General features: G+C 55.5%; 19 protein-coding genes and 1 pseudogene. 13 read left to right on the top strand and 7 right to left on the bottom strand.

From position 1 onward, the window contains the following. Positions 1-608 precede the first annotated feature (608 nt). Positions 609-749 (top strand): hypothetical protein, encoded by a 141-nt coding sequence (locus ACJY2L_RS06095; protein WP_439213221.1) that lies wholly within the window; start codon positions 609-611, stop codon positions 747-749. Between the two features lie 206 nt (positions 750-955). Next, on the top strand, positions 956-1,960 hold the full coding sequence (locus ACJY2L_RS06090) for a YiiG family protein (RefSeq protein WP_439213220.1): 1,005 nt from the start codon (positions 956-958) through the stop codon (positions 1,958-1,960). A gap of 168 nt (positions 1,961-2,128) precedes the next feature. On the opposite strand, the gene ACJY2L_RS06085 is transcribed toward ACJY2L_RS06090, so the two are convergent. Continuing rightward, the gene (locus tag ACJY2L_RS06085) at positions 2,129-2,458 is read right to left on the bottom strand and encodes a hypothetical protein (protein ID WP_439213219.1); all 330 of its coding nucleotides are present in this window, start codon (positions 2,456-2,458) and stop codon (positions 2,129-2,131) included. A gap of 364 nt (positions 2,459-2,822) precedes the next feature. Between ACJY2L_RS06085 and ACJY2L_RS06080 the strand changes: the two genes are divergently transcribed. From ACJY2L_RS06080 to ACJY2L_RS06055, 6 genes are all read left to right on the top strand, one after another. Further along, a complete protein-coding gene (locus ACJY2L_RS06080) occupies positions 2,823-3,803 on the top strand; it encodes a TIM barrel protein (RefSeq protein ID WP_439213218.1) in 981 nt (326 codons plus the stop codon). Positions 3,804-3,866: 63 nt separating this feature from the next. After that, entirely contained in the window at positions 3,867-4,907 is a 1,041-nt protein-coding gene (locus ACJY2L_RS06075) for a sugar ABC transporter substrate-binding protein (RefSeq protein ID WP_439213217.1), read from the top strand. 16 nt (positions 4,908-4,923) lie between these two features. Next, positions 4,924-6,423, top strand: a complete 1,500-nt coding sequence (locus ACJY2L_RS06070) for a sugar ABC transporter ATP-binding protein (RefSeq protein WP_067436710.1) — start codon at positions 4,924-4,926, stop codon at positions 6,421-6,423. 34 nt (positions 6,424-6,457) lie between these two features. Further along, positions 6,458-7,429, top strand: a complete 972-nt coding sequence (locus ACJY2L_RS06065) for an ABC transporter permease (protein WP_439213216.1) — start codon at positions 6,458-6,460, stop codon at positions 7,427-7,429. Continuing rightward, positions 7,429-8,286, top strand: coding sequence for a MurR/RpiR family transcriptional regulator (locus ACJY2L_RS06060; RefSeq protein ID WP_067436716.1), 858 nt, complete (start codon positions 7,429-7,431; stop codon positions 8,284-8,286). Before ACJY2L_RS06065 ends, ACJY2L_RS06060 begins: the two co-directional genes overlap by 1 nt. A gap of 2 nt (positions 8,287-8,288) precedes the next feature. After that, positions 8,289-9,152: a PfkB family carbohydrate kinase gene (locus tag ACJY2L_RS06055; RefSeq protein WP_439213215.1), complete on the top strand. Its 864-nt coding sequence runs from the start codon at positions 8,289-8,291 to the stop codon at positions 9,150-9,152. 70 nt (positions 9,153-9,222) lie between these two features. Here ACJY2L_RS06055 and ACJY2L_RS06050 read toward each other — a convergent pair whose 3' ends face one another. Both ACJY2L_RS06050 and ACJY2L_RS06045 read right to left on the bottom strand, forming a co-directional pair. After that, positions 9,223-10,686, bottom strand: a complete 1,464-nt coding sequence (locus ACJY2L_RS06050) for a pyridoxal phosphate-dependent decarboxylase family protein (RefSeq protein WP_187488052.1) — start codon at positions 10,684-10,686, stop codon at positions 9,223-9,225. Positions 10,687-10,700: 14 nt separating this feature from the next. Continuing rightward, positions 10,701-12,083 carry a diaminobutyrate--2-oxoglutarate transaminase gene (locus tag ACJY2L_RS06045; RefSeq protein ID WP_067436724.1) on the bottom strand — a complete coding sequence of 461 codons (1,383 nt, stop codon included), beginning with the start codon at positions 12,081-12,083 and terminating at the stop codon, positions 10,701-10,703. A gap of 480 nt (positions 12,084-12,563) precedes the next feature. Here ACJY2L_RS06045 and ACJY2L_RS06040 point away from each other — a divergent pair, with 480 nt between their 5' ends. Both ACJY2L_RS06040 and ACJY2L_RS06035 read left to right on the top strand, forming a co-directional pair. Further along, a complete protein-coding gene (locus tag ACJY2L_RS06040; RefSeq protein WP_439213214.1) occupies positions 12,564-13,139 on the top strand; it encodes an RBBP9/YdeN family alpha/beta hydrolase in 576 nt (191 codons plus the stop codon). 15 nt (positions 13,140-13,154) lie between these two features. Beyond that, on the top strand, positions 13,155-13,613 hold the full coding sequence (locus ACJY2L_RS06035) for a GNAT family N-acetyltransferase (protein ID WP_439213213.1): 459 nt from the start codon (positions 13,155-13,157) through the stop codon (positions 13,611-13,613). Here the strand turns inward: ACJY2L_RS06035 and ACJY2L_RS06030 are convergent. Further along, the gene (locus ACJY2L_RS06030) at positions 13,591-14,130 is read right to left on the bottom strand and encodes a GNAT family N-acetyltransferase (protein WP_439213212.1); all 540 of its coding nucleotides are present in this window, start codon (positions 14,128-14,130) and stop codon (positions 13,591-13,593) included. The genes ACJY2L_RS06035 and ACJY2L_RS06030 overlap by 23 nt on opposite strands. A gap of 215 nt (positions 14,131-14,345) precedes the next feature. On the opposite strand from ACJY2L_RS06030, the gene ACJY2L_RS06025 reads away from it, so the two are divergent. After that, positions 14,346-14,945: a nitroreductase family protein gene (locus ACJY2L_RS06025; protein ID WP_439213211.1), complete on the top strand. Its 600-nt coding sequence runs from the start codon at positions 14,346-14,348 to the stop codon at positions 14,943-14,945. A gap of 42 nt (positions 14,946-14,987) precedes the next feature. Here ACJY2L_RS06025 and ACJY2L_RS06020 read toward each other — a convergent pair whose 3' ends face one another. Next, the gene (locus tag ACJY2L_RS06020) at positions 14,988-15,488 is read right to left on the bottom strand and encodes a GNAT family N-acetyltransferase (protein ID WP_067436738.1); all 501 of its coding nucleotides are present in this window, start codon (positions 15,486-15,488) and stop codon (positions 14,988-14,990) included. A gap of 69 nt (positions 15,489-15,557) precedes the next feature. Here ACJY2L_RS06020 and ACJY2L_RS06015 point away from each other — a divergent pair. Both ACJY2L_RS06015 and ACJY2L_RS06010 read left to right on the top strand, forming a co-directional pair. Then, positions 15,558-15,707 (top strand): annotated as a pseudogene (locus ACJY2L_RS06015) (glutathione S-transferase); the annotation flags it as partial. A gap of 204 nt (positions 15,708-15,911) precedes the next feature. Next, the gene (locus ACJY2L_RS06010) at positions 15,912-16,619 is read left to right on the top strand and encodes a pirin family protein (protein WP_439213210.1); all 708 of its coding nucleotides are present in this window, start codon (positions 15,912-15,914) and stop codon (positions 16,617-16,619) included. A gap of 48 nt (positions 16,620-16,667) precedes the next feature. On the opposite strand, the gene ACJY2L_RS06005 is transcribed toward ACJY2L_RS06010, so the two are convergent. Together ACJY2L_RS06005 and ACJY2L_RS06000 are read right to left on the bottom strand one after the other, a co-directional pair. Next, the gene (locus ACJY2L_RS06005) at positions 16,668-17,489 is read right to left on the bottom strand and encodes an alpha/beta fold hydrolase (protein ID WP_439213209.1); all 822 of its coding nucleotides are present in this window, start codon (positions 17,487-17,489) and stop codon (positions 16,668-16,670) included. Positions 17,490-17,529: 40 nt separating this feature from the next. Beyond that, positions 17,530-19,149 carry an MFS transporter gene (locus ACJY2L_RS06000; protein WP_439213208.1) on the bottom strand — a complete coding sequence of 540 codons (1,620 nt, stop codon included), beginning with the start codon at positions 19,147-19,149 and terminating at the stop codon, positions 17,530-17,532. Positions 19,150-19,173 lie beyond the last annotated feature (24 nt).

Here is a 19,173-nt window from a genome sequence, read left to right as displayed (position 1 = left end):
CTCATAACGGACACTCAAGCAGCAATGTCATAGTTGCGTAATGAAACCGAGAACGGATAGTGTTTTTTTACGCAAGGTAATGCTGAGTCCAAAACCTAATAAAGGGAGTAAGCAGGGGCAGGTTTTAGGGTAAACGTATATTAATCACGGGTGGTACAAGTGGAATAGGGCTGGCAGGCGCTCAGCGTATTGTCACTGAAGATAGTTATGTAGCTATTACAGCTAATACGGGGCGTAATGAAGAGAGGCTGGAACGTTCACGCAGCATGCTTTCTGTGACATCACTTGTTATGAAAAGCGATGCTGCAGGCGAAACTGACCTTCTGCGCTGCAGGAAGCTATCGGTTGGTAAAAGTCGACGGGCCGCCGCCAGGCGGTTTTTTTACGTCCTTCCCCGGGGATTCGGTAAAGCACCAATTCTGCCGGATTGGCCCACTTATCCACCGTTTCTGTGGATAACGCTACATCTTGTGACTATGCAAACTGCCGGGCAGGCGGATTAACATCAATGAGAGGTTGTTGTTCTGCACCTGTGCCGTCCAGACATCCGGTAAACTCCGGCTGCGGAGGGTTCCCCCGAATCATAATTTTCGCCAGCAGAGTTCATTGTGTCGCCGAGAAATGGCGAGGTGCTGGAGGAGAATAACGATAAAAACATCAATCTCATTCGTAACTTCGGCCAGGATAAGCTCTACGTGCTGCCGAACCCGCAGGGAGAAAGTACAGTGAGGTTCTTCTACCGGGGCTGAAGAAAGAGATTGAAGCCTTTAAAAAATCCCCCTGGCCTGTACTGGCATCGTCATCAAGCTGTCCGGGCGTTACTGCCGAAAGAACCCGCGGCGGCGCAGAGCCTATAATCCGCAGCTTAGTGCCCCACTTATCACCCTTGATGAGGGAGGTGATACGGACATTCATTCCCACTCTGTATTTAAAAACCCTAAACGAAGGCGCGATTGTGTTTAAAAGAGCAAGCAGGACCTTGTTACCCGGGATGCTGGTGAGCGCCCTTGTTTTGCCACTGGCAGCATGCGACAACAGTGACAAAGCAGATGTAAAACCTGCCCCGCAGAGTCAACCCCAGGCCGTTGCGGAGGATAGCGCTGCGCGACTCACCTCAAAATTAAACGCCTATGTGGGCTGCTTCAACACTGCCGATGACTCTGTTCGCAACAGTGCTCTGCGCTATGTGAGCTGGATGGCGAATGCGGAAAAGGGGCCAATCGGCAAAGAGCGCAACGTCAATGTGCTGGGCGATGTCACTCCTTACGAACTGGAAACCTGCACCAAAGCCATTAATGAGGCATCAACGGCCAGTCCAAAATTGCCGGCGCTGGATGCCGCAGCCACACAGTATCTGGCGGATTTAACGACGCTGCAGCCGCTGGTTTCTCAGGCAAGCCGTTATTACAGTCAGGAAGATTACAAGGATGACGGCTTCGCGAAAGGCAAGCAGATGCATCAGCCCCTCATGAAGGCGTTTAACCACTTTATGAAATCCAGCGACCAGTTTGGTGCCGAAGTGGAAAAAGAAAATAATGCGGTTGTGGCTGCGCAACTCATTGAGATTGGAAAGTCTGAAGGCCGCCATAGTCGCTATTATCGTATGGCTTTAGTTACTCAGGCCAAACCGCTGGCGACCCTGTTTGCCTCCCCCGCGCCCGACGTGGCCGGTATGACAAAAGCCCTCGATGCTTACAGTACGTTGCTGGATGAGGCAGAAAAGGCAACGGCCAGCGAAGCGGGCAAGCCATTAACCTGGTCCATCTTCCAGGATAATGCCGGAACCTTCCTGAAAGACTGCAAGGATCGCATGCGTCGGATTCGCGATAAAACACCTTACAGCTCGGGTGAGCAGAGCCTGCTTAAAGGAAGCGGCAATTCGGGTTGGATGGTATCGGGTTCACCGATGCGCGTTTTAAAATCCTATAATGAACTGGTTGAGGCCGGTAACCGCCTGTAAGGCTGGATGCCTGCCCCACATGCCTTTAGGGGAAAGCCTGGTCAGTCGGGCTGCTGCGTGCAACCCGACTGACGTTGCCACCTGCCGCGTAAACCCATCTTCTCATCATTGAGCGGTTTCCAGCTGGAGCAATCTGTTAAATCGAGTGCGCCTCTCAATAGTAAAGCGTCAGCGGCCAGCAAATAACGACAAAGGGGTAACTGCCTGCACGTTGTGCTGGAAGACATACGGATCGGATAGCAACTCAAATTGCTCGTCGTCCGGATAGGTGACTGCAATCGGGTACTGTTCGCCTGCGAATGCTTTCACTGCCTCAAGATCGTTCCAGTAAGTTGCCAGGAAGAAATGTTCCCATTCACCCTGCGTCTCCCGCCGTACATATGCCCCCAGGTTCCCTGGTGTCGCCTCTGCATGTTCAACGCCGGTCTTTTGCAGATGGTTTGCAAAGCCCTCTGCATGCCTGAACGGTACACATCCGTGCCATGTTCTGACAATCATTGTTCTATCCTCATGTTGTGAAAGGGTTTTAACCATAACATGGCATGTAAGAAAGCGTGCTTCATGAACGCATTGTTATCTTGAAGGTGAGGGTAATAATCCGTGGTTATTAGCGGAATTTCTGCTGCTCGCTCACAGCACAAACGCATCGGCTACCACCCTGCATACCTGTTAAAACTCTCCTCAAACTGCAACTACACACGCCTGCTTATCCCTTTTCACATCCGTGAACCGCATCTCAAAATCGATCAATTGCCATTAATACCCCTTGTTTATTATTTTTGCGGGCGTATAAATTACACAACTTCACAATAAATCGTGAACAAGAAAAGTACATCACAACTTACAGATAAGGGCTTGCCTCATGTCGGAACTGAAATTTGCTACGCGTCTGAATTCCTTTGCCTCGGGGGCAAACCTCTACTGGCCTGAACTTCAGGGCAAGCCCTCGGTGTTGCAGATGATCGCCCGCGCCGGAACGGTTAACGGCCTGACCCATCTTGATCTCAACTATCCGCAGCACATGGTCAGCGACATCCCTACCATGCGGAAAGCGATTGCTGATGCAGGCCTTGCAGTCAACGGTATGCAGATGCGCTGGGATGCGCCGCAGTTCAAAATCGGCGCCTTTACCCATCCCGATGCGAAGATCCGCCGTGAAGCGATTGAGCTGACCAAGCGCGGCATCGATGCAGGGCGCGAGTTTGATTCCCGCCTGATGACACTGTGGATGGGGCAGGATGGTTTTGATTACTGCTTTCAGGCCGACTACAAAAAAATCTGGGAAGACGCGGTCAGCGCGGTACGGGAAATCGCTGAGTATGCGCCCGATGTGGACATCAGCATTGAATACAAACCCAACGAGCCGCGCGCCTACAGCATTTTCCCTAACGTCACCACCTGCCTGCTGGCGGTCGAAGAGGCGGGCAGCCCTAACCTCGGCATTACCCTCGACTTTGCCCATGTACTGTTTGCCAACGAAATCCCGGCCTTTGCCGCCGCAATGGTCGCACGTCGCTCACGGCTGATGGGCCTCGATTTAAACGACGGCTGGGGTAAACGTGACGATGGCCTAATGGTCGGTTCAGTGAACCCGCGCGCCACGCTGGAATTCCTCTGGCAGATGCAGCGTGATGGCTATCAGGGCGCGTACTACTTTGACACCTTCCCGGATGCCAGCGGCCTCGATCCGGTTCGCGAAGCGGAGCTGAATATCATCACCGTGAAACGTCTGCTGAAGCTCTGTGATCAACTGGAAGGTAACGCTGAGCTGACCGACGCGATTAGTCGTCAGGATGCGGTGAGTTCTCAGCAGATCGTCAACGATATTATGCTGGCCAGATAACAACAGCGGTTGCAAAAACCCGATAAAAATGACCTCACAAGACGAGAATAAAAGGCGAATAAAATGAAAAAATTGCTTCTCTCTGTACTCGCATCATCCCTGCTTTGCACCAGCGTTTACGCCGCGGAACTCGCACCACTGAAATCTGATACCGAACCGGATCGCACCGACTGGACCCAGCTCGACAGCAAATATGGCCCGCTGCCGAAAGCGGACAGCAAGCTAAAAATTGGCGGCGTGTCTAAAACCCTGACCAATGAATACTGGCGTTCACTGGGCGAAGGTTATCAAAACGTCGCCAAAAAATACGGGTTTAGCGTGGCCTATCAGGCAGCGGCTAACGAAGACGATCAGCTTGGCCAGTTGTCGATTGCCGAAACCATGATTTCTCAGGGCTTCAACGGCCTGCTGGTCTCGCCGCAAACTGACATCAACCTTGAACCGGCGCTGGAAAGTGCCAACAGCAAAAAAATACCGGTGGTGAACGTCAATGATGCGGTCATGCCGAACGCGCAGTACTACGTCGGCAACGTGCAGAAAGACAACGGCGTGCGCGTGGCGAAGTGGTTTATTCAGCACCATCCGCAGGGCGGTAAAGTGGCGGTAATCGAAGGCCAGCCGGGCGTTTACGCTGCGGGTCAACGTACCAGCGGCTTTAAAGAGACGCTGCAGACCAACGGCAAGTTCGCCATTGTTGCCAGCGTGCCAGCTAACTGGAGCCGCGAGCAGGCGTTTAATGCCGCCTCAACCATTTTGCAGCAGCACCCTGACCTGATCGGTTTTTATGCCAACAACGACACCATGGCGCTCGGCGTAGTGGAAGCGGTGCGCGCACAGAACAAATCGGCCCAGACCGCGGTATTTGGCACCGACGGTATTTCCGATGCGTACGCGTCAATCAAGCGCGGCGAACTGACCGGTACGGTCGACAGCTTCCCGGTGCTGACCGGTGAAGTGGCGATGGATGTGATGATTCGCCTGATCAACGGCCAAAAGCTGTCACGCGTGATCTCCACGCCGCAGGCGCTGATCACCAAAGAGAACGCCGACGCCTTCTCAACCAAAGACAATGCCAAATTGCGTCAGCTTCTGGCTCAACAATAAGTTCGGCGGAGAGCGTATGGAACAGTATCGTCTGATGATGCGCGGCATCAGTAAAACCTACGGCAGCGCCGCTGCTTTACAGGATGTTGATTTTTTCGTGAAGCCCGGTGAAGTTCACGCGCTGATCGGTGAGAACGGCGCCGGAAAATCGACGCTGCTGAATATTCTGTCCGGCGTGCGGCCAGCCGATGGCGGCGAGATCAGCGTTAACGGCGTGCTGGTGCAGATGAAAAATCCGCTCAGTGCCCGTCACGCGGGTATCGCGATGATTCATCAGGAGTTGCAGCATGTTCCTGAGCTCTCCGTGGCGCAAAATATGTTTCTGGGCCGCCCGCTAACGAAGGCCCGCGGAATGTGGGTGGATAAGCGGGCGCAACTGGAGCGCGCCAGGCTGCTCCTGAAGCAGCTCGATCCCAGCATCGATCCCAATGAGCCGATTAAAAATCTCAAGGTGTCGCAGCAGCAGATCGTGGAGATTGCACGCGCGCTGCTTGATGACGCGAAAATCATCGCGATGGATGAGCCGACTTCCAGCCTGACGCCGCGCGAGTTTGATCGCCTGGCTGAGCTGATTGGCGATTTGAAATCGATGGGTGTGTCGCTGATTTACGTGTCGCACAAAATGAATGAAATATTCCGGGTGTGCGACCGGGCAACCATCATGCGTGATGGCCGGCAGGTTGGCGTGGTGAATATTGCCGACGAAGATGAAGAGAGCATCGTCGCCAAAATGGTCGGCCGTAAGATCGACAAGCTCGACCACAACTCCTGGGCCACCGATCGTGAGGTGCTGCGGGTGGAAAATCTGGCGCGCGGTAGCGACGTATTGCCCGCCAGTTTTAGCGTGCGGGCAGGGGAAGTGCTCGGCATCGCCGGACTGGTAGGCGCCGGACGTACGGAACTGCTGAAGCTGATTGCCGGGATCGACAAGCGCAGCAGCGGCACCGTGCTGGTGAACGGGACGGCGGTGCGTAATCACAACGTCAGCGCAGCGATCCGTGCCGGCATCGGTCTGGTGCCGGAAGACCGCAAGAAAGAGGGCATCATCAAAGAGCGCGCGGTGAAAATGAACATGGCGCTGCCGTCGATGCGCAATTTCACCCTTGGCGGGCTGCTGCGTAAAGAGAAGCTCAATCGTGTGGCGCATGAAGTGATGAGCGAATTAAAGCTGCGTCCGCTGGATATCGAAAAAACCATCGGCACGCTGAGCGGCGGTAATCAGCAAAAGGTGATTATTGGTCGCTGGGTCGCCGCCGATGCGCAGGTGTTTTTATTTGATGAGCCGACCCGGGGAATTGATATTGGCGCCAAGTCGGAAATTTATAACCTGATAGAGAAATTAGCGCAGGCGGGCAAAGCGATAGTGGTGGTCTCTTCCGAAATGACCGAAATCATGCGTATTTCCGATCGCGTGTTGGTGATGCGGGAAGGGAAAATTACCAAAGAGCTGAGCGGCAGCGCCATCACCGAAGAAAATATCGCCCGTTTCGCCATTAAAGATGTCGAGACTGCCTAACCTGTTCACCTGCTTTTATGTAAAGGCCAACATAATGATGACTCAAACTCCGGTCCGTTCAGGACTGCACGCTTCATCGGCATTTAAATTCAATGTGCGCGATGCGGGAACACTCATTGGATTATTAATTATTATTGTGACCTTCTCATTTTTGTCACCGGTATTTTTTACCCTGCCAAATTTGTTGAACGTACTGCAACAATCCTCAATTAATGCGCTGATTGCTCTCGGCATGACGCTGGTGATTATTTCCGGTGGTATCGATTTGTCGGTCGGCCCCACAGCCGCGCTCTCGGCGGTGCTCGGCGCCACGTTGATGATTTCTGGCGTGCCGGTGCCGATTGCGGTGCTGGCAACGCTGGGCGTGGGCGCAGCCTGCGGCGTCTTCAGCGGTTCGCTGATCGCCTATGCTGGCCTGCAGCCGTTTATCGTTACGCTTGGCGGACTCTCACTGTTTCGCGCCATCGCGCTGATCTACACCGGCGGCAATCCAATATTTGGTATCCCAATGGAATTTCGCAGCATCATCAACAGCACGCTGTTTGGCGTACCCACGCCGATCATTATCGTGGCGGTGATTGCACTGGTGTTGTGGACGGTAATGAACAAAACGCCGTTGGGCGAATATATTCTGGCGATTGGCGGGAATGAAGAAGCGGCGCGCGTGGCGGGAGTGCCAGTGAAGCGCACCAAGGTCACGGTCTATGTGATCTCCGGTACGCTGGCATCGCTGGCGTCGCTGATTCTGATTGGCCGCCTTGGCGCGGCGGAGCCGACCATCGGCAACCTGTGGGAGCTGGACGCGATTGCAGCGGCGGCGATCGGTGGTGCTTCGCTGATGGGCGGTAAAGGCAGCGTGTTCGGCACCATTATCGGCGTCATTATTCTCGGCGCATTACGTAACGGATTGACGCTGCTAAATATTCAGGCCTTTTACCAATTGCTCGCTACCGGCCTTATTATTATCATAGCGATGTTGATTGACCGAGCGACCCGAGGCAAGTAATGAAGCAAGATCCGCGAGCCATTGGTGCTCAGATTCGCATGCGTTTGCCACAACTGACGCCGTTAGAACGCAAGGTAATCGATGCCATTACCGCCCGCACCGACATGACCGAGCAAACCTCGTTAAAAGAGATTGCGCAGGAAAATAATGTCTCCGAGGCGATGATCGTTAAAATTACCAAGAAATTAAACTTTACCGGTTACCGCCATTTCAGAAGCAACCTGGTTTATTACAACCAGTCTGAAGTTGCGGGTTTGCATGCGGAAATTGAGCCCGATGATTCATCGGAACAGCTGCTTTCAAAAGTATTCAGAACCTCGATTCAGGCAATTGAAGAAACACTGTCAATTCTTGATGTGTCTGAATTTAACCGTGCGGCCGACATTATATTTAAAGCGCGTCATATCGATTTATATGCGGTGGGCGGTTCTGCCACCGTGGCCCGCGATTTATCGCACAAGATGCTGAAGATTGGCATTAAATCCACGGCCTATGATGACGCGCACATTATGTTGATGTCGGCGGCGGTGCTCTCTGATGATGACGTGGTGATTGCCATTTCTCATTCAGGCGCCACGCGGGCGGTGCACGATCCGGTGAAGCTGGCGGTGCGTAACGGCGCCAAAGTGATTGTCATTACCAACTATGCCGAATCGCCGATTGCGCACAGTGCGCATGTGGTACTCAATTCAACCTCTCAGGGATCGCATCTGCTCGGGGAAAACGCCGCCTCACGCATTGCCCAGCTAAATATTCTGGACGCACTGTTTGTGGCCATCGCCAAGAAAGATCTGAAGCGGGCGGAAAAGAACCTGATGAAAACCCAGCATGCGGTTCAGGACCTTCGGGAATTCTAGCCATGAGTAAAATCGCAGTAACTGGCAGCCTGCATTACGACATTATGCTGGACGCGCACCACCGCCCGGAAAAGGGTGAAACGGTGATGGGCACGGCGTGTAGCTATAAGTTTGGTGGCAAAGGCGGCAATCAGGCGATAGCCGCGGCGCTGGCCGGTGCCAGCGTGCGGTTTGCCGGGGCGGTAGGCGACGACGAGCAGGGTCGGTTTCTGCTTAACCGCCTGCAGGGCGCAAACGTCGATACATCAGCGGTGCAGATCGTCGCGGGCATGCCCAGCGGCATGAGCGTGGCGATTACCGACAGCGAAGGTGATTACGGCGCGGTGGTGGTGTCCAACGCTAACCAGCATATTTCGCCAGAAACCTTTGCTCAGCCCGCGTTCTGGCAGGATGTCAGCCTGCTCATTTTGCAGAACGAAGTGCCGGAAGCGATTAATCAACAGGCCGCTATAGCCGCTCACGAACGAGGCGTTACGGTAAGTCTCAACGCGGCGCCTGCGCGTCCGTTAAGCGCTGTGCTGGAAGCGGTCATTGATGTGCTGATCGTTAACGCTATTGAAGCGCGTGATATGTCTGGCATCACGGTGAGCGATCTTGCCTCGGCGCAGGCAGCGGCCGAACAGCTGGCGCAGCGCTTTTCGCAGGTGGTGGTCACCGCCGGTGAACATGGCGTGGCATGGTGCGAGCAGGGGCAGGGCAGCCAGGCGCTGGCCGCGAAGAAGATTACGCTGGTGAGCACGCACGGCGCCGGAGACTGTTTTACCGGCGTGCTGTGCACCGCACTGGCCGGGCAACGCTCCCTTGCGGAAGCCGTGATGCTGGCAAATGACGCCGCGGCGCAGCATGTTTCGCGCCAGCCGACATAAGCAAAAAAAACGATAAAAAAAAGCCGCTAACGGTCAACGTTAGCGGCTTTTTATTGCGTGGCGTTCGCTATCAGGCGGACATCAAGCCGGCGGCAGTGCTTTCCACCAGTGCGAGCAGGACTTTAATATCCTCCAGCGTCACCGTTGGGTTCAGCAGCGTCATTTTCAGGCAGGTCACACCGTCAAACTCCGTGACGCCGACGTTGGCGCGGCCCGACTCGAGCAGCGCGTCACCGATGCGCTGATTGAACAGTGCCACGTCAGCTTCCGGCAATTCAGGCGCACGATAGCGGAACAGCACGCTGGCCAGCTGCGGCTCCATCACCAGCTCCAGCCGCGGCTGCTCAGCTACATACTGCGCCACCTGCTGCGCCAGCGTTACGCCGTGATCGATGATCTCGGCGTACTGTTTCTGTCCCAGCGCTTCGAGGCCCATCCACAGTTTCAACGCATCAAAACGGCGGGTGGTTTGCAGCGATTTCGAGACCAGATTCGGCACGCCCTGCGCCTCATCGAACTCAGAGTTCAGGTAAGCCGCCTGATAACGCATCAGCTCATAGTGACGCGCCTCTTTTAACAGGAACGCGCCGCAGCTGATGGTCTGGAAGAACTGCTTGTGGAAGTCCAGAGTGATGGAATCCACCAGTTCAATGCCGTCGAGATAGTCACGGTATTTCTCGGAAAGCAGCAGTGCGCCGCCCCAGGCTGCATCAACGTGCACCCAGATCTGACGTTCGGCCGCCAGCGCCGCGATCTCACGCAGCGGATCGATCGCACCGGCATCGGTGGTACCGGCGGTTGCCACGATAGCCAGAATCTGCTCATCGTTAGCTTCCGCCTGCGCCAGTTTCGCCCGCAGATCGTTCATGTCCATGCGCGCAAAGCGATCGGTTTTCACCAGCGTGACTGACTGATAGCCGAGGCCAAGCAGCGCCATGTTTTTCTGCACCGAGAAGTGCGCATTCTCCGAGCACAGCACCTTGATCTTCTTCAGATTGCCGGTTAAACCGTGCTGCTGAATGGAGTGACCCTGGCGAGCGAAGAAGGCGTCACGCGCCAGCATCAAGCCCATCAGGTTACTCTGCGTGCCGCCGCTGGTGAACACACCGGCATCGCCTGCCTGATAGCCGACCTGCTCGCGCAGCCATTCAATCAGCTTAAGCTCAATGATCGTGGCAGACGGCGCCTGATCCCATGAATCCATGCTCTGATTGGTGGCGTTGATCAGCACTTCGGCCGCCTGGCTTACCACCAGGCTTGGACAATGCAGATGCGCCACGCACTGCGGATGGTGCACCGACAGGCTGTCTTTCAGAAAGTATTCAATGGCACGTTCAATCGCCACTTGATTGCCCAATCCCTGCGGATTGAAATCCAGGGTAATGCGCTCGCGCAGTTCAGCAACGGTTTTACCCTGATACATTTCGGGCTGTTGCAGCCACTGCACCACCGCCTGACTGCTCTGGGCGATCGCCTGCTGGTACGCGTCGGTGCTGTGCGCCGCCGCGGCCAGAATCGGGTTTTCCCGGGACATCGTATTTACTCCACTCAAACCGGTTTCACGCCAGCAGATAACAGCGCGTGCTCAAACTTATCGAGGAAAATGTTCAGCTCATCGTTGCTGATCAGCAGCGACGGCAGCAGACGCAGCACGCTGCCATGACGGCCACCGCGCTCCAGAATCAGGCCATTTTCGAAGCATTTCTTCTGCAGCAGCGCAGAGAGTGCGCCATCCGCAGGGTAGCTGCCCATGTGATCCGGCTCGGCGTCGGCTTTCACGATCTCAATGCCGATCATCAGGCCGAGGCCGCGAACATGACCGATAACCGGATAGCGCTGTTGCATCTCAGCCAGTTTGCCTTTCAGCCACTCGCCTTGCTCTGCCACTTTATCCGCAATGTTGTTGTCTTTCAGGTGCTGCAGCGTGGTCAGGCCGGTCGCCATCGCCAGCTGGTTGCCGCGGAACGTGCCGGTGTGGTGACCCGGTTCCCAGGCATCAAACTCTTTCTTAATGCCCAGCACCGCCAGTGGCAGACCGCCGCCTACGGCTTTGGACATCACGATGATGTCTGGCTCAATGCCCGCGTGCTCAAAGGCGAAGAACTTGCCGGTACGGGCAAAGCCCGCCTGCACTTCATCAAGGATCAGCAGGATGCCGTGCTCTTTAGTCACTTTACGGATGCGCTGCAGCCATTCAGCCGGTGCCGGGTTAACCCCGCCTTCGCCCTGAACCGCTTCCAGGATCACCGCTGCCGGTTTGCGCACGCCGCTTTCCACGTCATTGATCAGATTATCAAAATAATAGGTCAGCGCTTTCACGCCCGCGTCACCGCCGATGCCGAGCGGGCAGCGATACTGGTGCGGATAGGGCATGAACTGCACTTCTGGCATCATGCCGTTAATCGCTTCTTTCGGTGACAGGTTACCGGTCACCGCCAGCGCGCCGTGCGTCATGCCATGATAACCGCCAGAGAAGCTGATCACGCCGGTGCGACCGGTGTGCTTTTTCGCCAGCTTCAGCGCGGCTTCTACCGCATCTGCACCCGACGGGCCACAGAACTGCAGGCAATATTCTTTGCCCTGGCCTGGCAGCAGCGAGAGCAGGTATTCTGAGAAGCGATCTTTTAACGGAGTCGTCAGATCTAAGGTATGTAACGGCAAGCCGCTGGTAATGACATTTTGAATGCTCTGCAAGATGTCAGGATGATTGTGCCCAAGCGCCAGCGTTCCCGCGCCCGCAAGGCAATCAAGATATTGATTTTTCTCAACGTCCGTAATCCATACTCCCTGCGCTTGCGCGATGGCTAACGGCAGCTTACGTGGATAACTCCTAACATTTGATTCAAATTCCGCCTGACGCGCTAAATAGGCTTCATTGTTTGCGTGTGATGAATTGGCATCTAAATTATCAATACGGACTTTATCCGTCATCATATCTCTCCTACAACCGGGGCTGTGGTATAAGCCGCAGTTGAATAATTACGTTTAAGGTGTGGGGCTGTATAAAAGCGCGGCCAATATAGGGTTTTTTTCTTCCCAGCTCAATGATTTATTTTGTTAACATTTATTTATAAATTTTGTGTTAATAATCAACATATTGCTGATTTAATGACCGCTGAGAAAACCGCGTTAAAACCCGATGGTAATAAAGAAGTCAGCGTATGACTTCATCGGCCATGTCTGCACGGTGTAATTAGCAATCTTAAGCGAAATAAAAAGCAGAAAATTAAGCCAGATAGCACAATGCGCTAATCCATTTTTTTACGTGGCCGCTTTTCGCCTGTGTTGGCAATAAGCTGTTCATCAGGCTCATTTTTATGGCCGAATCAAAAGTTCGCATTAAGATTTGATAACCTGCCTGGATTTTTGTGGAATAACGTTCTCACCGCGTAATAAGGAACAGCGTAGCTTATGAATGTGACATTTATCATCGTGCCGGGCTTTACCAACTCTGGCCCGCAACACTGGCAAACCTGCATCGAAAACAAATACGTCAACACGCGGCGGGTGCAACAGGATGACTGGCAAAAACCCGATCGTGAGCGCTGGTCGCGTCGTGTGGGCGAAACCGTGGCCGCGACGCCCGGCGATGTGGTGCTGGTGGCACACAGCTGCGGTACGGTGGCGACGGCCCAGTGGCTGGCTGTTAATCCTCACGAGCGGGTAAAAGCCGCTGTTCTGGTCGCGCCCGCCGATGTTGATGCGCCGCACGCGCTTGACGCCATTCAACCGCAGCGCCCGCTGCCCGGCACGCGGCTCCCTCTGCCGACGCTGCTGATATGCAGTGATAATGATGAGCACCTGACCTTACCGCGTGCTCAGCAACTCGCCGCCTGGTGGGGCAGCGAGCTAAAAGTGATTGCCGGGGGCGGGCACCTTCATTCGGCGGCGGGCTTTGGCGACTGGCCCGCTGGCGAACAGCTGATCGCGGCCTTCAGTGGTGCGCGGTTTATCCCTCGCGCCGCGTCCACGACGCTGTACAGCTAAAAAGAGGGCGCAACGATGTATAGCCTGACCGAAATTTCAGCGCGCTCATTAGAGCTGGTGCCGCTGATTGCCGCGCTGGATGCGTATCAAAACGCACTCTATCCGCCCGCCAGCCAGCACAGCGTTGCCCTGCATGCGCTGGCGGAAGATCGGCTGCGCTGCATTCTGGTGCGCGACGAAAACGGGCGCGCCATGGGTTGCGGTGCGGTGGTGTTCGACGATAAGCAGGCTGGTGAGATCAAGCGTGTTTATCTCGATCCTGACTGCCGTGGGCAACGGCTCGGCGAAAAAGTGGTGGCGGCGCTGGAGACGCTGGCGCGGGAGGCCGGTTGCACGCTGCTGCGCCTGGAAACCGGTATACATCAACCCGCGGCGATTCAGCTCTATCAACGCTGTGGCTACGGCTTCTGCGCGCCATTTTTTCCTTATCAGGCCGATCCGCTTAGCGTGTTTATGATGAAGGTGCTGAGTTGATCGCTGGCAGCGTCTCGCTATTCTCGCCAAGCGGGCGCTGCATTAATACCGTATCCAGCCAGCGTCCGTGCTTAAAACCCACCGCATGTAATGTGCCCATTACGCTGAATCCGGCGGCGTGATGCAGACCCAGTGAGCCACGATTTTCACTGTCGCCGACGTTGGCGATCAGCTGACGATAGCCATGTTCTGTCGCCCAGGCGATAGCCCGATCGAGCAGGGCGCGACCTGCGCCACGTTGTTGAAAGGTCGGATCGACATAGACCGCATTTTCCAGCGTGAAGCGGTAGGCAAAGCGGGGCCGATACGGCATCAGATAGCAGTAACCTTTAACGTCGTCTCCTTCAACCGCCACCAGCCAGATCAATCCCGCCTGCTGAATGTGCTTCAGGCGGCCAGCCATTTCTGCCTCGGTTGGCGGCTCACTTTCAAAGCTGCCGGTGCCGTACAGCACGTGCCAGGCGTAAATCTGCTGGATAGCGGGAAGGTGTTTTGCTTCCGCAGCAATAATGTCCATGCTTTAAGATCCTTATTTTTTTATGCAGCTTACGCGTGACGCCCAACGACAGGAAATACCCTTTTCTTATTGACCGGCGTGATTAAGCAAAGCGCAAATAAATCTTAAAAGGCCGATCAATCATCGCTATAGTGAACACAGTGTTGTCCCGATTCCAGGGCCGGAAGTGAACGTTTTCCACACGCCTTTGAAATGTGATCCCTACAGGAGGAGTTATGTCAGAAGATTTTCTGTCGCTCGCGAAACAACGCAGAACGATTTATGCCCTCGGAAAGACCTTGCCGATTGCTGAAGACCAGGTGATCAACCTGATCAAAGAAGCGGTAAAACAGGCGCCATCAGCCTTCAACTCCCAAAGCTCACGCATTCTGATTCTGCTCGGTGAAGAACACAATAAACTGTGGGAACTGACCCGTGAACAGCTCAGAAAGCGGGTGCCCGCTGAGAAATTCCAGGCGACCTCCGACAAGATTGACGGCTTCGCCGCGGCCGCTGGCTCGGTACTGTTTTTCGAAGATCAGGAAGTGGTGAAAACGCTACAGGCGCAGTTTGCCGCTTATGCGGAGCATTTCCCGGCATGGTCTGAACACAGCACCGGCATTGCGCAATATGCCGTCTGGGTTGCTCTGGCCGAGCAGGGGATTGGCGCTAACCTGCAGCACTACAATCCGCTGATTGACGAAGACGTTCAACGCACGTGGAATGTGCCTGCCAGCTGGAAGCTGCGCGGTCAGATGAACTTTGGTGCGATCAACGCGCCCGCCGGTGAGAAAACCTATATCGACGACGACAAACGTTTCATCATCGCCAAATAGTCCTGCTGAGGCCGCCGCGGCGGCCTTCTTTCAACCTGGCGGTTATTCATCCGCTATTACGCCCGGTGCGCGTTCCTGCGGTGACAATGACAGGCTCATTACCGACACCCGTTCACCATAGACCTCGCGTTGCTCAATCTCCTGCCATCCCGATTTCCGATAAAATGCCTGCTGATCCGGCGTATAGAGCCAGAGTGTGGCAATGCCTTTCGCCTGACAGTGCGCCAGACACTGACCGATCAGCGCGCTGGCGATGCCTTTACCGCGACAGGCCGCATCGGTCACCACTTCGCCCAACCACCAGCGGCGCTGTTCAACATCTTCCAGCTCATAACGAATAATACTGCCGGTAGCGATGACCCGTTCCTGCTCATCAATCGCGATCAGCGTGAACTGATGATCCTGCGCTGCCAGCCGCGCCTGCAGGCGGGCAACAATCTCTGTTTCCGACGCCCACAAGGGTAGCGCGGACCATTCGGCTGACATCAAACGCGCGGTTTGGCGCAGCTGTGGCAGATGGTTGGTTAAATACGTTATGTTCATTGAAGGATTCCGCTTCGCAAGGGGAAAAGACGCTTTGAGCAACCGTCATAACAACACAGAGGGCAGCAGATGTTAACTCTATGGGGCAGGAAAACTTCTTCAAACGTGCAGGCGTTGATGTGGTGCGTTGCAGAGCTGGATCTCGATTATCAGCGCATTGATATTGGCCACCGTTATGGTGGCAACGACACGCCGCCATTTCTTGCCATGAACCCCAACGATCCGCCTTTCGCCAACATGTGATGATCTCTTATGAGGAACTGCGCGCAGAGTAAACATATCCGCTGTTCTGTTGTCCACTAAATCAGGACACTGATTGCCGTTTCAGCCCGTTGTTGAGTGAATTAGTTTACCGGTAATCTCTTTCTACCGGAAGGGCGAACGCGCTTCCCCCGACTCACTCAACGACTTCAGGAGCGGATCATGATTGAGCAACGATTGTCAGCACAACGCGGACGCGGCGACCATGGCTGGCTGCATTCCCGTCATACGTTTTCATTTGCCAACTACTGGGATCCTGAGCAGGCGGGATTCTCCGATCTGCTGGTGATCAACGACGATCGCGTTGCGCCGTCACGCGGTTTTGGTGCGCATCCACATCGCAATATGGAAATCATCTCGTATGTGCTGGAAGGGGCGCTGGAGCATAAAGATTCCATGGGCACCGGCTCGGTGATTCGGCCTGGCGATGTGCAGCTGATGAGCGCCGGATCGGGCATCACCCACAGTGAATTTAATCACTCAGGGGTGGACGAGGTGCATTTTCTGCAAATCTGGGTGGTGCCTGCGGAAAAAGAGACGCCGCCTGCCTATCAGCAGGTGACGGTTGCCGACGCGGAAAAGCGTGGTGCCCTTCGGCTGATCGTTTCGCCGGAAGGCGGTGCCGGGGTGCTGCGTATTCGCCAGGATATGCGTATCTGGAGCGGGCTGTTTGATGACGCTGAGCAGCAGACGTTCAGTCTGGCGGCGGATCGCTGGGCCTGGATTCATCTGGCGCGTGGCGCAATCACCGTTAACGGCATCCGATTTAATGCGGGTGATGGCGCGCGGATACGTAATGAAAGCACGCTTACCTTCAGCGATGGCGAGCAGGCGGAAGTCTTGCTGTTCGATATGCGCCCGGAGGCGTAGAAACAGAGAAGGGAAACGACCCTGCGCGCGAGGCGCAGGGTCGTTAACTTAATGGCTTTCCAGGAAAGCCAGCAGATCGTTGTTAAGCTGGTCCTGATGCGTGACGGCGAAGCCATGCGGCGCATTGTCATAGATCTTCAGTTCCGCACCGGCAATCATCTCGGCTGAGAGTTTACCGGTCGCTTCAAACGGCACGATCTGATCGTTGCTACCGTGAATCACCAGCGTTGGCACATCTACTTTCGCCACGTCAGGACGGAAATCCGTTTCAGCAAACGCCATGACGCAATCCAGCGTGCCTTTCAGCGACGCCAGCAGCGCAATCGATGAGCTTTGCGTCAGTATGCCCTCTGAAACCGTTTGTCCGGCGTTAAGACCGTAAAACGGCGTCCAGAAATCATGAAGAAACTGCGGGCGATCGGCTAGCAGGCCCGACTGAATACCGGCAAATACGCTGTGCTCGACACCTTGCGGATGATCGTCGGTTTTGCCGAAAATCGGCGTCACCGCGCCAAGCAGCACCAGACCCGCCACGCGATCGCTGCCGTAACGGCCGATATAGCGCGTCACATCGCCGCCGCCCATGGAAAAACCAACCAGCGTAACGTCCTGCAGATCCAACGCGGTGATCAGGTCATTGATGTCCGAGGCGAAGGTGTCGTAGTCGTGACCGACCCAGGGCTGATCGGAGCGACCAAAACCACGGCGATCGAAGGCGATAGCGCGCCAGCCACGCTCCGCGAGAAAGTTAAGCTGGCTGTCCCACATATCGGCATCCAGCGGCCAGCCGTGGCTGAACAGCACCGGCTTACCGCTGCCCCAGTCTTTGTAGTAAAGCTGCGTGCCGTCCTGCGTTTTAATGGTGCTCATGGTGTTCTCCTCAAGGGGGTGAAGTCACTTATCGAGTCTGTTATTCCGGTGCCACCAGATAGCGCACCGTTGGGCGGGCGTTGTCAGCGAGAAAAGCATGAACGCGACGCTGAATTTTTAAATCGTTCATGGTGTGGCGATCGGCTTCACGCAGATGCTCCATCCATGAGCCGATGACAAAGGTTTCGACGAAAATGCCCGGCTGCTGCACATCTTCATAAACCGACCAGCTGATAGCGCCGCCGCGTCGTCGCACCCGGCGCATCTCCTGAATGGCCACCATAAAATCATAGCCGGTGGCAGGATCAATGGCGTATTCATAGCTGACCATTACGGGACCGCGGCCATGAGCAATCTTTAGCCCGCTGGCGTCGGTCTGGCCACTGAGATCGAGGTTAAGATCGGGATCCTGATCCAGCCGCCAGCGCAGGGCAGTGGCACTGGCCAGCACTAAGCCGACGGTGGCCACCATGAGCGACTGGCTGATGCCAAACTGCGAGGCGAGCTGCCCCCAAATGGCACTGCCCAACGTCATGGCACCAAAAAATACCGTCAGATAGACCGCCAGCGCCCGTGCCTTGACCCAGCGGGCGGCGCTGCGTTGTGCACCGACGTTCAGCGTTGACAGCACGGCAATCCACGCAAATCCCATAAAGAATTCCGCTGCATTCAGCCACCAGACATGACGCACAAACGCCAGCGCCAGCAGCGTCATGGCGAACAGCAGGCTGGCGGCCACCATCAGCCGATCGGGATTGAGTCGCGCACGCAGTTTTGGCAGCAGCACGGCACCGCAAATCGCGCCCAGCCCAATACAGGCGAGCATCAGGCCATAGCCGCCGGGTCCAAGGCCAAGTTCACGGCGCGCCACCAGCGGCAGCAACGCCCAGCCCGCGCTGGCGAACAGAAAAAAGGCGATGGTGCGGATCAGCACGTTACGCAGCACCGGTGCCGCATGAACGTAACGCAATCCTGCCCGTACTGCCGAGAAAAAATGCTCCGGCGGCAACCGTTGTACGCTTGCCGCTGGTTTCCAGCGCCACAGCACCCACATGACGCCGAGCACCGACAGGGCATTCAGCGCAAACACCATCCACGGACCGGCAAACGAGAGAATCAGCCCGCCCAGCGCCGGGCCAATCGCCCGGCTGATGTTGATGCCCAGCGAATTCAGCGCGATGGCCGGGCTTAGCTCCGCTTTGCTGACCTGGTCGGGCACAATCGCCTGAAACGGTGGTGAGCTCATTGCCGCACCGGTGCTGAGCAGAAAGGTGGCGGCTAACAGAATCATCGGTGTCACCAGGCCAAATAGCGAGAGTAGAGTTAAGCCCGCCGCCGCAATAAACATCCAGATTTGAGAGAAGATCAAATAACGCCGCCGGTCGACGATGTCGGCCATCACGCCCGAGGGCAGAGCAAACAGAAACATCGGCAGGCTGCTGGCCGCCTGCACCAGCGCAATGTCCAGCGGATCGGCGCTCAGTGACAGCATGGTCCAGTTAATGCCCACATCGCTCATCCATGAGCCGATATTGGAGACCACGGTAGCGATCCAGAGCATGCGGAAAACCGGCTGCTGCAGCGGCTGCCATGAGGAAGGCGGATTTGCCAGCGGCGCAGCGGTATGATCCGCCGACACCGTTTCACTGATATGACTCATCGCGATTCCTTGTTATCGATTGGG

Source organism: Duffyella sp. Ts4, assembly GCF_051851875.1.
GTDB classification, from domain to species: Bacteria; Pseudomonadota; Gammaproteobacteria; order Enterobacterales; family Enterobacteriaceae; genus Duffyella; species Duffyella gerundensis.
This window is presented reverse-complemented; position numbering and strand designations above follow the sequence as displayed.

Bases quoted from the DNA above. Each gene is read 5' to 3' on its own strand.
- ACJY2L_RS06040 (WP_439213214.1), top strand. From the start codon at position 12,564: ATGAATGTGACATTTATCATCGTGCCGGGCTTTACCAACTCTGGCCCG.
- ACJY2L_RS06025 (WP_439213211.1), top strand. From the start codon at position 14,346: ATGTCAGAAGATTTTCTGTCGCTCGCGAAACAACGCAGAACGATTTAT.
- ACJY2L_RS06010 (WP_439213210.1), top strand. From the start codon at position 15,912: ATGATTGAGCAACGATTGTCAGCACAACGCGGACGCGGCGACCATGGC.
- ACJY2L_RS06035 (WP_439213213.1), top strand. From the start codon at position 13,155: ATGTATAGCCTGACCGAAATTTCAGCGCGCTCATTAGAGCTGGTGCCG.
- ACJY2L_RS06080 (WP_439213218.1), top strand. From the start codon at position 2,823: ATGTCGGAACTGAAATTTGCTACGCGTCTGAATTCCTTTGCCTCGGGG.
- ACJY2L_RS06055 (WP_439213215.1), top strand. From the start codon at position 8,289: ATGAGTAAAATCGCAGTAACTGGCAGCCTGCATTACGACATTATGCTG.
- ACJY2L_RS06050 (WP_187488052.1), bottom strand. From the start codon at position 10,686: ATGTCCCGGGAAAACCCGATTCTGGCCGCGGCGGCGCACAGCACCGAC.
- ACJY2L_RS06020 (WP_067436738.1), bottom strand. From the start codon at position 15,488: ATGAACATAACGTATTTAACCAACCATCTGCCACAGCTGCGCCAAACC.
- ACJY2L_RS06065 (WP_439213216.1), top strand. From the start codon at position 6,458: ATGATGACTCAAACTCCGGTCCGTTCAGGACTGCACGCTTCATCGGCA.
- ACJY2L_RS06085 (WP_439213219.1), bottom strand. From the start codon at position 2,458: ATGATTGTCAGAACATGGCACGGATGTGTACCGTTCAGGCATGCAGAG.
- ACJY2L_RS06030 (WP_439213212.1), bottom strand. From the start codon at position 14,130: ATGGACATTATTGCTGCGGAAGCAAAACACCTTCCCGCTATCCAGCAG.
- ACJY2L_RS06005 (WP_439213209.1), bottom strand. From the start codon at position 17,489: ATGAGCACCATTAAAACGCAGGACGGCACGCAGCTTTACTACAAAGAC.
- ACJY2L_RS06075 (WP_439213217.1), top strand. From the start codon at position 3,867: ATGAAAAAATTGCTTCTCTCTGTACTCGCATCATCCCTGCTTTGCACC.
- ACJY2L_RS06045 (WP_067436724.1), bottom strand. From the start codon at position 12,083: ATGACGGATAAAGTCCGTATTGATAATTTAGATGCCAATTCATCACAC.
- ACJY2L_RS06060 (WP_067436716.1), top strand. From the start codon at position 7,429: ATGAAGCAAGATCCGCGAGCCATTGGTGCTCAGATTCGCATGCGTTTG.
- ACJY2L_RS06070 (WP_067436710.1), top strand. From the start codon at position 4,924: ATGGAACAGTATCGTCTGATGATGCGCGGCATCAGTAAAACCTACGGC.
- ACJY2L_RS06000 (WP_439213208.1), bottom strand. From the start codon at position 19,149: ATGAGTCATATCAGTGAAACGGTGTCGGCGGATCATACCGCTGCGCCG.